This window comes from Stenotrophomonas sp. PA-6-5C, assembly GCF_021605635.1.
Classification (GTDB): Bacteria; Pseudomonadota; Gammaproteobacteria; order Xanthomonadales; family Xanthomonadaceae; genus Stenotrophomonas; species Stenotrophomonas lactitubi.
In genome coordinates, this window is sequence record NZ_WKEE01000084.1 from 1 (window position 1) to 14383 (window position 14383).

The 14383-nt window shown below is 67.8% G+C and carries 17 protein-coding genes; 8 read left to right on the forward strand and 9 right to left on the reverse strand.

The genetic code is table 11. The annotated features are described in order from the left end of the window. Positions 1–599: 599 nt before the first annotated feature. Positions 600–974: a hypothetical protein gene (locus GIW57_RS22510; protein ID WP_236512955.1), complete on the forward strand. Its 375-nt coding sequence runs from the start codon at positions 600–602 to the stop codon at positions 972–974. 82 nt (positions 975–1056) lie between these two features. Here the strand turns inward: GIW57_RS22510 and GIW57_RS22515 are convergent, their stop codons facing one another. Next, the gene (locus GIW57_RS22515; RefSeq protein ID WP_236512957.1) at positions 1057–1404 is read right to left on the reverse strand and encodes a RidA family protein; all 348 of its coding nucleotides are present in this window, start codon (positions 1402–1404) and stop codon (positions 1057–1059) included. Between the two features lie 193 nt (positions 1405–1597). Between GIW57_RS22515 and mprF the strand changes: the two genes are divergently transcribed. Next, positions 1598–4162, forward strand: coding sequence for a bifunctional lysylphosphatidylglycerol flippase/synthetase MprF (gene mprF, locus GIW57_RS22520; protein ID WP_236512958.1), 2565 nt, complete (start codon positions 1598–1600; stop codon positions 4160–4162). Positions 4163–4288: 126 nt separating this feature from the next. On the opposite strand, the gene GIW57_RS22525 is transcribed toward mprF, so the two are convergent. The 4 genes from GIW57_RS22525 to GIW57_RS22540 form a co-directional block, all read right to left on the reverse strand. Next, positions 4289–5617 (reverse strand): AcvB/VirJ family lysyl-phosphatidylglycerol hydrolase, encoded by a 1329-nt coding sequence (locus GIW57_RS22525; protein ID WP_275539711.1) that lies wholly within the window; start codon positions 5615–5617, stop codon positions 4289–4291. Between the two features lie 96 nt (positions 5618–5713). Next, on the reverse strand, positions 5714–6331 hold the full coding sequence (locus GIW57_RS22530; RefSeq protein ID WP_236512960.1) for a DUF998 domain-containing protein: 618 nt from the start codon (positions 6329–6331) through the stop codon (positions 5714–5716). After that, complete coding sequence (locus GIW57_RS22535; protein WP_236512968.1) at positions 6328–6507, reverse strand: oxidoreductase-like domain-containing protein; 180 nt, start codon at positions 6505–6507, stop codon at positions 6328–6330. Before GIW57_RS22535 ends, GIW57_RS22530 begins: the two co-directional genes overlap by 4 nt. A 49-nt stretch (positions 6508–6556) precedes the next feature. Further along, positions 6557–7159, reverse strand: a complete 603-nt coding sequence (locus GIW57_RS22540; RefSeq protein ID WP_236512962.1) for a hypothetical protein — start codon at positions 7157–7159, stop codon at positions 6557–6559. Positions 7160–7387: 228 nt separating this feature from the next. On the opposite strand from GIW57_RS22540, the gene GIW57_RS22545 reads away from it, so the two are divergent. Then, positions 7388–8545: a tetratricopeptide repeat protein gene (locus GIW57_RS22545; RefSeq protein ID WP_236512970.1), complete on the forward strand. Its 1158-nt coding sequence runs from the start codon at positions 7388–7390 to the stop codon at positions 8543–8545. Between the two features lie 7 nt (positions 8546–8552). On the opposite strand, the gene GIW57_RS22550 is transcribed toward GIW57_RS22545, so the two are convergent. After that, positions 8553–8888 carry a zinc ribbon domain-containing protein YjdM gene (locus GIW57_RS22550; RefSeq protein ID WP_099818962.1) on the reverse strand — a complete coding sequence of 112 codons (336 nt, stop codon included), beginning with the start codon at positions 8886–8888 and terminating at the stop codon, positions 8553–8555. A 181-nt stretch (positions 8889–9069) separates the two neighbouring features. Between GIW57_RS22550 and GIW57_RS22555 the strand changes: the two genes are divergently transcribed. The 3 genes from GIW57_RS22555 (at position 9070) to GIW57_RS22565 (ending at position 11149) form a co-directional block, all read left to right on the forward strand. Beyond that, positions 9070–10431, forward strand: a complete 1362-nt coding sequence (locus GIW57_RS22555; RefSeq protein WP_100461314.1) for an Hsp70 family protein — start codon at positions 9070–9072, stop codon at positions 10429–10431. A gap of 230 nt (positions 10432–10661) precedes the next feature. Beyond that, a complete protein-coding gene (locus GIW57_RS22560; RefSeq protein ID WP_329605780.1) occupies positions 10662–10955 on the forward strand; it encodes a YkgJ family cysteine cluster protein in 294 nt (97 codons plus the stop codon). 11 nt (positions 10956–10966) lie between these two features. Beyond that, on the forward strand, positions 10967–11149 hold the full coding sequence (locus GIW57_RS22565) for a hypothetical protein (protein WP_025879072.1): 183 nt from the start codon (positions 10967–10969) through the stop codon (positions 11147–11149). A gap of 49 nt (positions 11150–11198) precedes the next feature. On the opposite strand, the gene GIW57_RS22570 is transcribed toward GIW57_RS22565, so the two are convergent. The 3 genes from GIW57_RS22570 to GIW57_RS22580 are packed head-to-tail and all read right to left on the reverse strand — an operon-like array spanning position 11199 to position 13200. Continuing rightward, positions 11199–12080, reverse strand: a complete 882-nt coding sequence (locus GIW57_RS22570; protein WP_236512964.1) for a DUF4097 family beta strand repeat-containing protein — start codon at positions 12078–12080, stop codon at positions 11199–11201. Between the two features lie 11 nt (positions 12081–12091). After that, positions 12092–12625, reverse strand: coding sequence for a hypothetical protein (locus GIW57_RS22575; protein ID WP_100461320.1), 534 nt, complete (start codon positions 12623–12625; stop codon positions 12092–12094). After that, the gene (locus GIW57_RS22580; protein ID WP_236512966.1) at positions 12622–13200 is read right to left on the reverse strand and encodes an RNA polymerase sigma factor; all 579 of its coding nucleotides are present in this window, start codon (positions 13198–13200) and stop codon (positions 12622–12624) included. Before GIW57_RS22580 ends, GIW57_RS22575 begins: the two co-directional genes overlap by 4 nt. Before the next feature lie 126 nt (positions 13201–13326). On the opposite strand from GIW57_RS22580, the gene GIW57_RS22585 reads away from it, so the two are divergent. Then, entirely contained in the window at positions 13327–13506 is a 180-nt protein-coding gene (locus GIW57_RS22585; RefSeq protein ID WP_100461328.1) for a hypothetical protein, read from the forward strand. A 35-nt stretch (positions 13507–13541) separates the two neighbouring features. Further along, positions 13542–14135 (forward strand): mechanosensitive ion channel family protein, encoded by a 594-nt coding sequence (locus tag GIW57_RS22590; protein WP_080353823.1) that lies wholly within the window; start codon positions 13542–13544, stop codon positions 14133–14135. Positions 14136–14383: the final 248 nt, after the last annotated feature.

Consider the following 14383-nt stretch of genomic DNA (forward strand, 5'->3'; position numbering starts at 1 on the left):
GGCGCATGCGCCTGGCCCATGGCGCCAACGGTCCCGCTTGCCCCCGCCCACCAGCCCCCGACAGATATCCGTCACGGACGGTCGAGCAACTGCAATGCTATGGCTGGGGTGTTGGTAGGTGCGGACCTTGGTCCGCACAATCTTTCCGACGTCATGGACCTTCGTCGCAAACGACCTGCCCTGTGTGCACTGGCAACTATCGAATCACGATGCATGTCGCAGATTGCTCGATCATTCGCGGCCCTTGCGCCACCTGCGCTTGAGGCCGTTCAGCAGCATGCAAAAATGCTGAAAGCGTCTTGATGGTGCGAGCAATGCAACTCGTCTGATTGGCATTGCGCAGCAGCAGGTTTACAGATGATGAGCCACCGGAAAAGGGTGGCCGGGTGTCGAAAACCCGCGACGCAAGATGTTTTTTACGCTTGCCAGCCCGCGTCACTTTGCGTGGCGCCGGCTGGCAATCCGTCTGCCGGCTATGGCGGGCGGAGCGTGGGGGCTTTCGGGTCCACCGGTTTCGTCTTGCGTCCCGGTTTTCGAGCCACGTCTCCGTCCGCCACCTTTGGGTGGCGGCTACCGTCTGTCCTGCACGGAGCCTTGCCATGAACGCATCGGATTTCCCCCATCTGCACGCTTACCTCGGCCCGGCAGACGCCGACGAGAACACGCAACAGGCACCAGCCTGTGATCCCACCACGCTGGTTGCGACCTTGCGGCGTATCGGTACAGGCGCGGCGGCCGACGGCCAAGCGTGGCCGGAACGGCATCAACTTCCCAGCCGGTGCATGGCGCTGGCCGATGCCGACTGCGCGCTGGCCGGGCTGCGGGTGGTGCAGGAGGTCATGCTGGCCGCTGAACGCGCCCGGCAGAACGGTGCGCCGGAGGAATACGTCGGCGACCGGGTCATGGAAGGGTTGATGCTGGCCTGCCTGGCCTTGTGTGCGCAGGCAAGCTCACGACTGCAGCCGCCGCTGTAACGGTCGTCGTAGCGTCGCCTCCCCGGCGAATGGGGTCAGATCCCTTTCCCGTTGAAAAACGGATCTGCCCCCAGCCCGGTCATTACGGCACGGCCGCCGTAATGATGATCTCGACCTTCCATTCGGCGTGCGCAAGCTTGGCTTCGACGGTGGCGCGGGCCGGGGTCGCGCCCTCCACCACCCACTCGTCCCACGCTTTGTTCATGCCTTCGAAGTCAGCCATGTCGGCCAGGAAGATCTCCGCACGCAGCACGTGCTGGCGGTCACTGGCCACCAGCGCCAGCAACTTGTCGATCTCGGCCAGTACCTGCCGGGTCTGCCCGGTGATGTCCTGGCTGGTGTCTTCCGGAATCTGGCCGGAAAGGTAGGCGACCTTGTTGTACACGGTCATCTCGGACATGCGCGGTCCGACGTCGTAACGCTCCATCATGGGCGTGGCTCCTGCGGGTGGTCTGAACTGCATTCTCACCCAGCCGGCGTGGGAAGTGTGTGCCCGGTGCGGCCACTGAATACCGCCACCGGCGGCACAGCCGTACCGCTGGTCAAACCGCGCTGGCAGGCGCACGATGCGCGACGCCCTGCGTTGACACCGCCCTCGCCCTTGCTGACGCACCCTTGCGCCGATGACCGCCCCTACCGATTCCGTCCCTGCCGCCGCTGCCCCGACCTGGAAGCGGGTCGTCACCATCGTCGTTCCATTGCTGATCCTGGCGCTGGCCCTGCACGGGCTGGCCGGTGAATTCGATGAGCACGGCTATCGCGCGATCCGTCAGGCCTTCCGCCAGCTCAGCGGTGCCCAGATCGCGCTCACCGTGCTGCTCGGCCTGGCCAGCTACGCGTGCCTGATCGGCTTCGATGCGATCGGCCTGCGCCGCAGCGGCATCCGCGTGCACCCGGCACGGATCGGCATCACCGCGTTCCTGGCCCACACGTTGGGCCAGACCGTGGGCTTTGCCGCACTCACCGGTGGTGCCGTGCGCCTGCGCGGCTACCGCAGTGCCGGCCTGGACCTGGCGCAGATCGGCCAGGTGGTGCTGATGAGCACGCTGGGCTTCATCTTCGGCGCATGGCTGCTGATCGGTGTGGCGCTGTGCATGGAGCCGGCCGCGGCCGCGCTTGCGCTGCCGCTGGATCCCGCAGCGGTGCGCGTGGTCGGCATCATCGCGCTGATCGCTTTTGCCGCCACCGTCATCCTGGTCGGCCGCGACGGCCGCCAGTTCCGCATCTTCGGCCATGGCCTGTGGCTGCCCGACCGACGCACCATGCTGGGTGTCACCGTGCTCAGCGTGGTCGAGCTGGTGCTGGCCAGTGCGGCGTTCTACGTGCTGCTGCCGGATTCCACGCCGACCGGCCTGCCGGGTTTCGTCGGCCTGTACCTGGTGGCCGTGCTGGCCGGCCTGATCTCCACCGTGCCGGCCGGCCTGGGCGTGTTCGAGTGGAGCCTGCTGAAGCTGCTGCCGCAGGTGGCGCCTGCGGCGGTGCTGGCAGCGGCATTGATCTACCGCGTCAGTTACTACGTGCTGCCGCTGCTGCTGGCAACCGTGCTGGCACTGGCACCCGCGCTGCGGCAACCGCTGCAGGCCAGCGCAGGCGCAACCCGCGCCGGCTGGTACGCGCTGCGCCCGTGGTTGCCGCAGATCATCGCGCTGGCCGCCTTCAGTGTCGGCGCCGCGCTGGTCATCGACGGCACCCTGCCCACGCCACGGCGACACCTCATCAATGCCTCACTGCCGATCCTGGAAACCTCGCACCTGATCGGCAGCCTGGGCGGCGTCGCCCTGCTGTTGATCGGCCAGGGCCTGGCCCGCCGCAGCCACGCGGCCTGGATGCTGGCGATGGCGATCTGCGTGATCGCGCCGCTGCCGATCTGGCTGCGCGGTGGCCAACCGCTGATCGCCTTGTCGGCGTTGCTGGTGGCGATGGCGCTGTGGGCGGCGCGGCGCGAGTTCTATCGCCAGGGCGCGCTGCTGGACGAAGCCTGGTCGTGGCCATGGCTGCGCAACCTCGGCCTGGTGCTGGTGGCGGTGACCTGGCTGCTGTTCTTCACTTACAGCCATGTCGAATACCAGAACGAGCTGTGGTGGCAGTTCGCGGTGTCCGGCAATGCACCGCGCGCGCTGCGTGCGCTGCTGCTGGTGGCGATGGCACTGGTGATGTTCGGGCTGGCGCGGTTGCTGCACAGCACGCGCAGCCCGCTGCCGCCTGCCGACGACGCAACCCTGCAGGCGCTGGCACCGGTGCTGGCAGGTGCTACCGATACCCAGGCCTGCCTGGTGCTGACCGCCGACAAGGCGGTGCTGCGCGATGCGGAACACAAGGGCTTTGTGATGATGCAGCGCTACGGCGGCTCGCTGATCGCGATGGGTGACCCGGTCGGGCCACCCGAGGTGGCGCGTGCATTGATCTGGCGCTTCCGCGAGGAAGCCGACCGGCTCGGCCTGCGCCCGGTGTTCTACCAGGTGGGTGAAGCGTATTGGCAGACCTATCTCGATCTCGGGCTGGGTCTGGTCAAGCTGGGTGAAGAGGCCATGGTGCCGCTGCACGACTTCGGTCTGGAAGGCCGCGAGCGTGCCGACCTGCGGCAAGCCTGGAACCGCGGCAAGCGCGGTGGACTGTCCTTCCGCGTTGCACCAGCGGAAGAGATCCCTGCCCTGCTGCCACGCCTGCATGCCATTTCCAACGCGTGGCTGGACGACAAGTCCGGCGACGAGAAGGGCTTCTCGCTGGGCAGCTACGACCCGGATTATCTGGTGCGTTTCCCGATCGCTCTGGTCGAAGCCGAGGGCCGGATCGTGGCCTTTGCCAACCTGTGGCAGGCACCGGCCGGCGCCGAACTGTCAGTGGATCTGATGCGCCACGTCAGCGACGCACCGAAGGGCACGATGGATTTCCTGTTCATCGAGCTGTTCCTGTGGGGCCGCGCGCAGGGATATGCGCGGTTCTCGCTGGGCATGGCACCGCTGTCCGGCCTGGCCCAGCACCGCCTGGCCGGTCGCTGGAATCGCTTGGCTGGCCTGCTCGCACGACATGGCGAGCGCTTCTATGGCTTCAGCGGCCTGCGCAGGTTCAAGTCGAAGTTCGATCCGCAGTGGCGGCCGCGCTACCTCGCCGCGCCCGGCGGCATGCACCTGCCGGCCGCGCTGCTGGATGCCACGCGCCTGATCTCGCTGGACCCGCGGCGGAATTGAGGTCACGATCCGCCGGGCATGGCCCGGCGCTACCTGCCGCCCGGCAGGTGTCGACCTTGGTCGACACGCTCCCTTCCGTGATGGTCCAAGCCGAAGCGCCGACCAAGGTCGGCGTCTACCAGCGGCTTACGCGCCGCCCTTGAGGATCACCTCGGCCAAGCGATCGTAGTCACCGCCGAAGTGATGGTCGCCCGGCAGCTTGACCTTGTGCACGCCGTCGTTGCCCGGCAGATCGGGGCATAGCGCGTCCTCGTCCTTGTCGCCGTACACGCACAGGGTCTTGTCCGCCGGCAGCTTGGCCACTTCCGGCGCGATCGGCAGGCCGCCACCGCCACCGCCCAGCCAGTTGCTGACATGGAATTCGAAGTCGGCGTTCTTGCCCACCGACAGCAGCACGATGCGCTCGAGACCGGCGCGGGTGCCCGCATCCAGCTGGTTGATGGTGGCCGGCAGCACATCCGCGCCCTGCGAGAAACCGATCAACATCACCTTGTCGCGCTGCCATTGCTGGCGGTAGTGGCCGATGATCTTCTGCAGATCAACGGCAAATCCCTGCGGCGTGCGTTCGCTCCAGAAGTAACGCAGCGAATCGAGGCCTACCACCGCCACGCCATGTTCGGCCAAGGCACCAGCTACATCCTTGTCCAGGCCGGCCCAGCCGCCATCGCCGGAAACGAACACCGCCAGTGTGTCACCGCTGCCCTGCGCCGGTACTTCCACTACCGGCAGGCCCTTCAGGGCATCCGGCGGCGGTGCCAGCGCGACCCCGGCCTGCGCGCCGATCACCCGGGCGGCTGCCACCAGCCCCGGTGTCGCATCGCCGGCAACGGTGCGCTTGAATTCGCGGGCCATCGCAACCTGCTGCACAAACGGGCCTGCACTATTGGTTGAACACCCCGGCGCACCGGCCGCGTTCAACCACGGGAAATTCAGTTCACTGGGCTGCAGGCGGTCGTGCTTCACGCCATCGCCGCAGACCATGCGCTCGTGCGTGTGGGCCGGGCAGAAGCCCGAGGTCAACAGGCCGGCAAAGACCTGGGTGTCGGCCTGCGCTGCCAGCGCATAGGCCAGCTCGGCGCCTTCGCCGCTGCCGCCGACCAACGGCAGGTGATAGCCCGGCAGATGCAGGAACGCCTGCACCCAACGCGAGAAATTCTCGACATCGCCCGCCCCGAACGCGCAGCTGCTGTTGCCTTCGCGCTTTAGCACGCCGCGCAGGTGGGCCACATCCACCGATGCCACCAGCGCACCATCGGCACGCAGCGCTTCGATCGGCGTGCGGCCGGCATCAGTGCCGTCATGGAACCAGATCACCACCCGTTGTGGTGGCCCGGCCGGTACATGCACGGGCACCTGATCGAAGCGTCCGTGGCTGACCTGCTGCACAGCAGCCATCGCTGGCAACGCCGCCAACGCCAACACCAGCCCCATCGCCCTGCCCAGCCCTGCACGCATCGTTTCGCATCCCGTTGGAATGCGCACACGATACGCCGCCGCTGCGTGCACGGCACGTACCGGTACAGGCGTCCCGCAACACAGCAGCGGGTCGATTCAGCGGGTGCCGGCGGCACGCCCGCGGCGATACAGCGCCAGCGCCAGCCAGATCAACCAGCCGACGATCACCGCGATCACCAGTTTCTGCCCCAGCCCGCGCGGTGGGCCACCGCGCCAGAGCACATGCATCCACAACAGCACGAAGGCCAGCCATGCCCAGCCCCACAGCAGCGCCGCGCTGCCTCGCCAGCCCGGTTCGCGGCGCAGGTACCAGGCCTGCAGCAGCATGCCCACGCTGGCGCACAGGAAGGCGGTATTGGCGGCCAGCCCGTGGATCAGTGGCGCCAGCAACGGCGTTGCCGCAGGCAGCCAGCTGTCACCGATGGCAACGGTGGCCAGGCCGCCGGCAGCCACGCAGAACAGCAGCGGTGCCGCTGCGCTGCGCCGCGGCCCCACGCTGTGCCGATACAACGCGATGCCGAGCACGGCGATGGCCAGTGTCAGCAGGCAGTAGGCGCTGCGTAGCGCCAGGCCCCACGGCCCATGCAGGTACAGGCTCAGGGTAGCCTTCACCCAATCCAGATCCGCGCGCGCGAACTGCGTCCACAACGCGGTTGCCACGAACAACAGCAGTGCCACCAGCGCCAGCATCGCGGCTGGACGGGCACGACTCATGGGTCGGCGTCCGGATGCCGCGCCTTCCAGTCAGCCAGCGCCTTGCGGTAACGCTGCAGCTCCTCGCTGTACAGGTCGAGCACGCACAGCGGGCAGCCACTGCCGCAGCATTCGTTGGGGCCGGGTTCTTCCGGCGGCAGCGGACGGGGATCGGCAGGGGTATCGGAGACGGTCACGGCTGGAAACAACACCACGCGGTTGCAGGTGGATAGTGTAGCGGTGCGCTCAGGCGCCCAGTTGGCGGCGCAGGTTGGCCCGCGCGGCGGCATCAAGTCGCTGGTCGAAAAAGTCGCTGAGGAAGATCCGCGGCGCGCGCAGCAGCCCCTGCAGGAAGCGGCGGCGTCCGGCGCGATACAGGAAGCCCGGCACCACGCCCTTGTACTCTTCGGCCACGCCACGGTCGTAGGCGGAGAACACCGCTTCCGGCGCCGCCAGAATCGCCATGTCGCAATCCAGGAACAACGCGGCTTCGGCATCGACATCGGCCGGGCCCAGCTCGCCATGGCGGGCGGTAAGCAGGATCAGCTGCTCGACCCGGCCGGCGTCCACCGATGCCAGCTCCGGTGAGTCGGCGATGGCCCGCAGCGCCAGCGCGGCCGACTTTGCCTCGTTGTCCTTGCGCCCGGCCTGGTAGACCGCATCGTGGTACAGCGCTGCCAGATAGACCTCGGCCGGCTGCTGCCAGCCCGGCCCGTCGGCCACCGCCTGGCAATGCTGCAGGACCGCGCGTACGTGGCCGAAGTGGTGGTAGGCGCGCGGCGGCGTCGCATAGGCATCCTGCAGTGCCTGCCAGTGCGCGGGAGCAAGGGTCAGCGGGGCGAAGTCCATGCGTGGATGATCCCGCCGTTGGCAACGCCGGGCAAGCTGGCTGTTTTTTCACCAGCAGTTCACGCACCGCGCCAGGCAAGGCCCGGCAGCAGTTGTCCACAGGTTTGTCGCGCGCTGGTCCACACCGGCTGTGGATGATCGACGCGCTGATCGCCAGTGGATGCGGACCGCCACATGCAGGTCTACACTGGCCGCAGGCGGGAGCGCCCGCCGCTGCCGGAAACCGTCATGCGCCGTTTTGCCGCTCGATGCTTCCTCCTGTCACTGGCTGTGCTCGGCGCGCCAGCCCTGTCCGCGCAGGATGCTGCGGCTCCTGCGCCCGCCATCCCGACCATCTCCACCGTAAAGGTCACCGCCGCCAGCGTGCCGACGCCCGAACAGGTGTTCGCGATCCCGCCGGCGATGCGCGAGATGCTGCAGAAGCAGGTGATCAACCGCAGCTACTCGCGTGACCAGCGCCTGCAGGCGCTGGTGGAAATGATCTTCAGCCAGCACGGTCTGGACCTGCAGTACGACGCCGATGCGACCTACACCGTCAGCGAGATCTGGCAGCACCAGCGCGCCAACTGCCTCGCCTTCACCCTGCTGTTCGTCACGCTCGCCCGTGAGGCCGGCATCCAGGCGCGGGTGCAGGAAGTCGGCCAGGTGGTGTCGTGGTACCAGGACCAGGACCAGGGCGTGGTCTACAACGTCGGGCACGTCAACGCCGGCGTGGATGTCGGCGGCCGCTACGGCACCGTCGATCTGGACCGCAACGTGCTGTACGACCGCCATGGGCCGCAGCCGATCGGCCGTGAGCGGGCATTGGCGCACTACTACAACAACCGCGGCGCGGAACATCTGGCCGATGGCGACCTGAGCGGCGCGCGTGCCTTCTTCGATGCCGCGCTGGCGCAGGACCCAAGCTTCGCCTCGACGTGGAACAACATCGGCGTGCTCGACAACCGCCTGGGCGACGACCAGGGGGCCCGCACCGCGCTGGACACTGCCTTGCGCCTGGACGGACGCCAGAGCGCAGCACTGAACAACGCCAGTGCGCTCTATCGCAAGCTCGGCATGACCGCGCAGGCGCAGTCGATGCAGAAGAAACTGCAGTCGGTGCAGCGCGAGGATCCGTTCGCGCAGTACATGCAGGGCGCCCAGGCCGAACGTGCTGGCGACCTGGACAAGGCGATCACGTACTACCGGCGGGCGGTGCGCCTGTACGACACCGCGCACCAGTTCCACTTCGGCCTGGCGCGGGTGTATTTCCTGACCGGCCGGCTGCAGCGTGCAGACCGCGAACTTCTGCGGGCGCAGGAACTGGGTGGTTCAACGCAGCAGGCCCGCTACCAGGCCAAGCTGGACAGCCTGGCCCGCTGGCGGGCGCAGCAGGCCAAGCGCTGAGGCGCGATCAGGCCTTCTTGAGGAAGCAGGTCTTCAGCACCAGCCCCTTGATCTTGTCCGAGTTGCCTTCGATGTGTTCGGCATCGTCTTCAACCAGGCGGATGTTGCGGATCACGGTGCCCTGCTTGAGCGGGATCGAAGAACCCTTGACCTTCAGGTCCTTGATCACGGTGACGGTGTCGCCGGTCTGCAGGGTATTGCCGTTGCTGTCACGCACGACCAGGGTCGAGCCAGCACCTTCTTCGGCCGTCCACTCGAAGCCGCAGTCGGCGCAGATCCACAGCGCGCCATCGGCATAGGTGTTTTCCAGGGTGCACTGCGGGCAGGCGGGAACAGAAGACATCGCAAGTACCTCAAAATGAATCAACAGCCGCCATTGTAACCGCCCGGCCTTTTCGTTCATTTTCCGGCGGCGGCCCGGGTGGGGGGCTCGCCCGCCCCGCACAAGGGAGGCACCGGAACTTGCAGCGCGCGGCAAACTCCAGCAGAGTGCGCGGCCCCTGATCGTCCCCGGACCTCTCCCCATGCGCCTCGGCATCGACTTCGGTACCAGCAACTCCGCCGCCGCCATCGTGCGTGATGGGAAGCTGCTGCCGATCCGCTTCGGCGAGGCCGAACAGTTCCGTACCAGCGTGTACTTCCCCGGCGTGGTACCCGACCCGGACGATTTCCAGCTCGACGCCGGGCAGGAACACGAACTGCAGCAGCTGATCGACAGCGCCGCCCGTGCCGCCCGCGCCGCCGGCCAGGAACGCACGCCACAGGCCCTGCGCCGCGAGGCCTTGCGCGCCCTGCGCCGGGAGTGGATGGAGGCGCGCGCTGGAAAGGAACGCAGCGCCAGCGACCTGCTGCAGAACGCGGTCTATGGCGACGACGCGCTGGAAGCGTATTTCGAAGAGCACGAAGGCAACCTCGTGCAGAGCCCGAAGTCCATGCTCGGCTACAACCTGCACCCGCGCGCGCGGCAGACCATCACCGGCATTGCCGCGCACATCCTCGAACACATCCGCTTGACCGCCAGCGCCCAGCTCGGCCAGCCGCTGCGCAGCGCCCTGCTCGGCCGTCCGGTGCAGTTCCGCAGCTCGATCGGTGAGGCCGGCAACGACCAGGCCCTGGACATCCTGCGCGAAGCGGCCAGCCAGGCCGGCTTCGACCAGATCGACTTCCTTGAGGAACCCGCTGCCGCAGCCATGCATTACCACGCTGAAAGCAGCGATCGGCACCAGGCGGTGATCGTCGATATCGGCGGCGGCACCACCGATATCGCGCACGCCGAAGTGGGCGGCAGCGAAGCGCCACGGATCCATCGCGCCTGGGGTATCGCCCGTGGCGGTACCGATATCGACCTGGCCCTGAGCCTGTCTGGTTACATGCCGCTGTTCGGCCGTGGCATCACCCGCGTGCCCACCCACCACTACGTGGAAGCGGCCACCGTGCAGGACATGACCCGCCAGCGCGAGTTCCGCCAGCACAGCTACGACAACGTCGATGCTCCGTGGGGCGCGCGCCTGCAGGCACTGCAGGACACCGGCAACACCGCCCGCCTGTACCGCGATGTCGAGCGCGCCAAGATCGCCCTCAGCGGCACCAGCGAACACCGCAGCACGCTGGACTACATCGCGCGCGACCTGCACGTGGACAACAGCGCCGACGGTCTGGCCGCCGCTGCCCATGGCTACCTGACCCAGATCCGCGAACTGCTCGCCCAGGTCCGCAATGACATCGGCGGCGACCCGGATGCGGTGTTCCTGACCGGTGGCATGTCCCGCGCCGGCTACCTGCGGCAGGCCGCTGCCGAGGCGTTCCCAGGCGCCCGGATGGTCCACGGCGAGCCCTCGCTGGGGGTCGTCCAGGGCCTCGCGCTGGCGGCAGCCAGCCGGGATTAACAAAACGTTACGCGGTCTGCGCTACCCTTGGCCGGCTAGAAAACCGCTGCACCTTCCGCTGGCCTCGCCGGTGTGTGTACCCATGGTGCAGCCTGCCCCGCGCAGCGGGTCTGGCGACCATGCCCTCTGGCTCGATCATGGTCCGCGTACTACCCGAGCCGCCATCGAGACCCGCTTTGGGCACCCGCCAGGCCCCTGTGGCCGTACAACCTGACGCTGAACCAGCACCCATCGACTGCCGCCGTTGTGACGCGGTCTGTTGCCGGTTGCCGGTCCTGCTGCAGCCCGGCGACCACGTGCCCGGCCAGTTCCTGTCGCGCGACTCCCACGGCCGTGCCGTGATGGCGCGCAACGAGGAAGGCTGGTGCGCGGCGATCGATCCGTATCACCTGCGCTGCACGATCTATTCGCAGCGCCCGGCGATCTGCCGCCAGTTCTCGATGGGCGGCGACGACTGCCGCCGCGAGCGGCAGGACTACCTGCGCCAGGCTGAACCCTGCGCGCTTTCCTCCCCTTCCACCTGACAGGAGCAACCATGCCCCGCAAGGCAAAGACCCCCGCGAAGGCCAGCAACAGCATCCGCAGCGAACGCAAGGGCGCATCCGCCAGCACCGTGGTCAACAGCGACTCGATCGCCTCCGACCTGGCCGCGTTCCGCAAGAGCGGTGGCAAGATTGAAGTTCTCGGTACCACCTGGGCGCTGAAGAAAGCCAGCTGACCCTCCCCCGACCGCGGCGGCGCTGCCGCCGCGGCCTGCCGGACCGCGCTCAGCGGTCCAGGCGTACCTGCACGCTGCCCGAGTGCGACTGCACGCGGATATCGCCGTCGCCGCTGCCCAGGCGGGCATCCAGGCTGCTGCCCGGCCCATAGCGCGGCCGCTCGACCTTGCCGGCGTCACTGTTGATCGACCCGCTGAAGCTGTTCACCGACAGCTGCGCCGACACCGTGCGCGGCAGGCGCAGGCTGACCGATGCACTGACCGACTCCACGTTGATGCGTCCGCCCGGTGCCAGGGCCGTCGCCGACAGGTCGATGCTGCCCGACACGGTTTCCACCGCAAGCCGCTGCACGCGACCGGCGTCGACCTCGACCCGGCCGGACACCGTCTGCGCACCGATATCGCCCGACACGCCGCCGCCGGCTTCGATGCGCCCACTGACCGTGTTCACGTCCAGCTTCGGCGTCTGCAGTCGCGCATTGACACTGCCACTGACCGTGTTGAGCTTGCTGTCGCCACTACGACCGGACGCGCTCAGGCTGCCGCTGACCGTATCGGCCTGCAGGCGGCGCACGTCAATGCCGCTGATGTCCTGGCTGGCACTGACCGTGCTCAGCAGCAGTTCCACCGAGCGCGGCACGTTCAATACCAGCGTGGCACCGCCGTTGTTGCTGCGGCGGGGATACTCGATCTCCCAGCGCACCCGGTTGGCACTCTTTTCCTGGCGCAGCTGCAGGCCGTCGCTGAGCGTGCCGGTGAGCTGCACGTCATTGCGGTCCCAGCCGCGCACGCTCACCTTGCCGGCCACATTGCTCAATTCGATACGACCGCCCGCAGCCAGCGTATGGCGTTCGTCGATGCGGGTGTCGGCCAGTGCCATGGCCGGCACCAGCAGCAGCGCGACACAGCAGGACATCAGGGTTCGGGTCATCGGGGGTCTCCTCAGGTCGTCAAGCCGGATTCGGCGGCATAGGCCGCCTGCCGGGTCAGTTCCAGCCGCAGCGCGTAAGTGCGCTTGAGCTGTCCAAGCAGGTGCGGCGCACGCGGGTCCTGCGCCATCGCGGCGCGGATCTGTTCCGCGCTGCGATCCAGTTCATGCAGCGCGGGCTGCCACTCCGGCGCCGTGCCATCAGGCAGCGACGCCACTGCCTGCCGGTACTGTTCGGTCATCGCATCGGCCTGCAGCTGCAGGCCACTGGGTGCAGGCAGCGTCTCGGGTGCATGCCGCCACGGTGCCACCGCGTAGAGCCCGAGGCTGGCCGCCAGTGCGGCGCCAACCGGCAACCACCAGCGTCGGCGGCTGCGCAGTGGCAAGGCCACCACGTTGTCCTTCAGCACCTGCGCGGCAACCGGTTCCCGGGGTGGCAACCGCGCCGACAGGCGTTCCCAGCCATCGGTGGGTACGCTGCGTTCGCTCGGCAGCGCGCGCAGCCGGGCCAGCAGGTCGTGGTCGGAATCGTGGTCGTGCGTACTCATGTCATGTCTCCCAGGCGCGCGCGCAGCAGGCCACGCGCGCGATGCAGCTGTGCTTTGGAACTACCGACCGCCATCTGCAGCTGGCCGGCGATTTCATGGTGTTTCCAGCCTTCGATATCGTGCAGCACCAGCACCGCACGTGCGCGCGGCGGCAGGGTCGCCAACGCGCGTTCGAGATCGCGTTCGGTGCCGGCGCAGCCATCATGCACCGCCATCTCTGGCATCCCACCGTCCACGTCGTCCAGGCTGTCGTGGTCATGCCCGGCAGCACGGCCGCGCAGTTCCATCAACGCGGCGTTGACCCCCAACCGATGCAGCCAGGTGGACAGGCTGCTCTCGAAACGGAAGCCCGGCAGTGCCTTCCATGCCTGCAGGAACGCCTCCTGCAGTGCATCTTCGGCGCGTGCCTGCTGGCCACCGCACAGCCGCCACAAGGTGGCGAACACCCGCGGAGAGTGGCGCCGATACAGCAGTTCGTAAGCAGCGGTATCGCCGGCCGCCGCCGCACGCACCAAGGCGGTTTCGTCGACGGCGTCGGTGGCGGCAGGCGGCGCGGGCATGGTGGTGTCGAGCATATCCGTTGGATGCAGCCTGCCGGAAAAAGGTTTAGATCTTCCGGCGCGTTTTCGGGATGCAACCTTTTCGCGGCTGGCTGCATCCATCACAGGTCCCCCGCAGGCCTGCCCGGCCAGGAGCCTCCCATGTCCAGTCCTTCCTGCGCCGCCCTGCTGGCGATCGTGGCCTGCATGCTGCTGCAGGCGTTCGGCCTATCCCTGCACTGGCGTGCCGAGAGCGGTCACGCCTGCCTGCAGCAGCACAAACAGGACCTCGTCTGCCTTGCCTGGACACAGGCGGTCGAAACGTCGACACGCGCCGGGTAACATCAAGCCCCGTTTCCGTCACACGTTGTCGCCCCATGATGTTGTCGCTGAAGGACCACCTGCCCGCCTGGACCCACCCCTGGCTGCATGACATCGGGATCGCCCTGCAGATCCTGATCACCCTGCTGGCCGCCTGGCTGCTGCGGGTCCTGGCCCGGCGCCTGATCCGCCGCTTCGCCGACCACTACACGCTGCCACCGGAAATGGTGATGGGCGCGCGCCGGATCACCAGTTTCGTGGTCTATTTCAGCGCGGTGCTGTACATCCTCAGCCTGCTCGGCGCCTCGCCCTCGGTGCTGTGGACGGCCTTCACCGGTTTTGCTGCGGTGGGTGCGGTGGCGTTCTTCGCTGCCTGGAGCGTGCTGTCCAACATCTTCTGCACGCTGCTGATCTTCACCACGCGGCCGTTCCGCCTGCATGACTACATCGAAGTGCTGGAGAACGGCGAAAAGCCCGGACTGAAGGGCCGGGTGATCGACGTCAACCTGATCTACACCACGCTGCAGGAAACCGGCGACGGCCACGAGGGCACGGTGCTGCAGCTGCCGAACAACCTGTTCTTCCAGCGCACGGTGCGGCGCTGGCGCGACCCGACACAGGCGCCCGGCGGCATCCAGGGCGACGGCTGAGGGTGGGTTGGTCGGCAGGGCTGCGCCCTGCACCCGCCGAAGCGTTAGTGCCGGCCGCTGGCCGGCAACCTCAACAGCAAAAGCTGGGTTCCCGTGGGATGGCGGGGCACTGTGGGTTTGCGGGGACGCCGTGAACCTGTGGTGGTCAAGTACTTCTGGACACTCTCAAGGGGCGTTCAGGCCACCTGCGCTTCGTGGAGCGCAGGTGGCACAAGGCCGTTGGCACTGTGCAGCCGACGGTGGTTGTA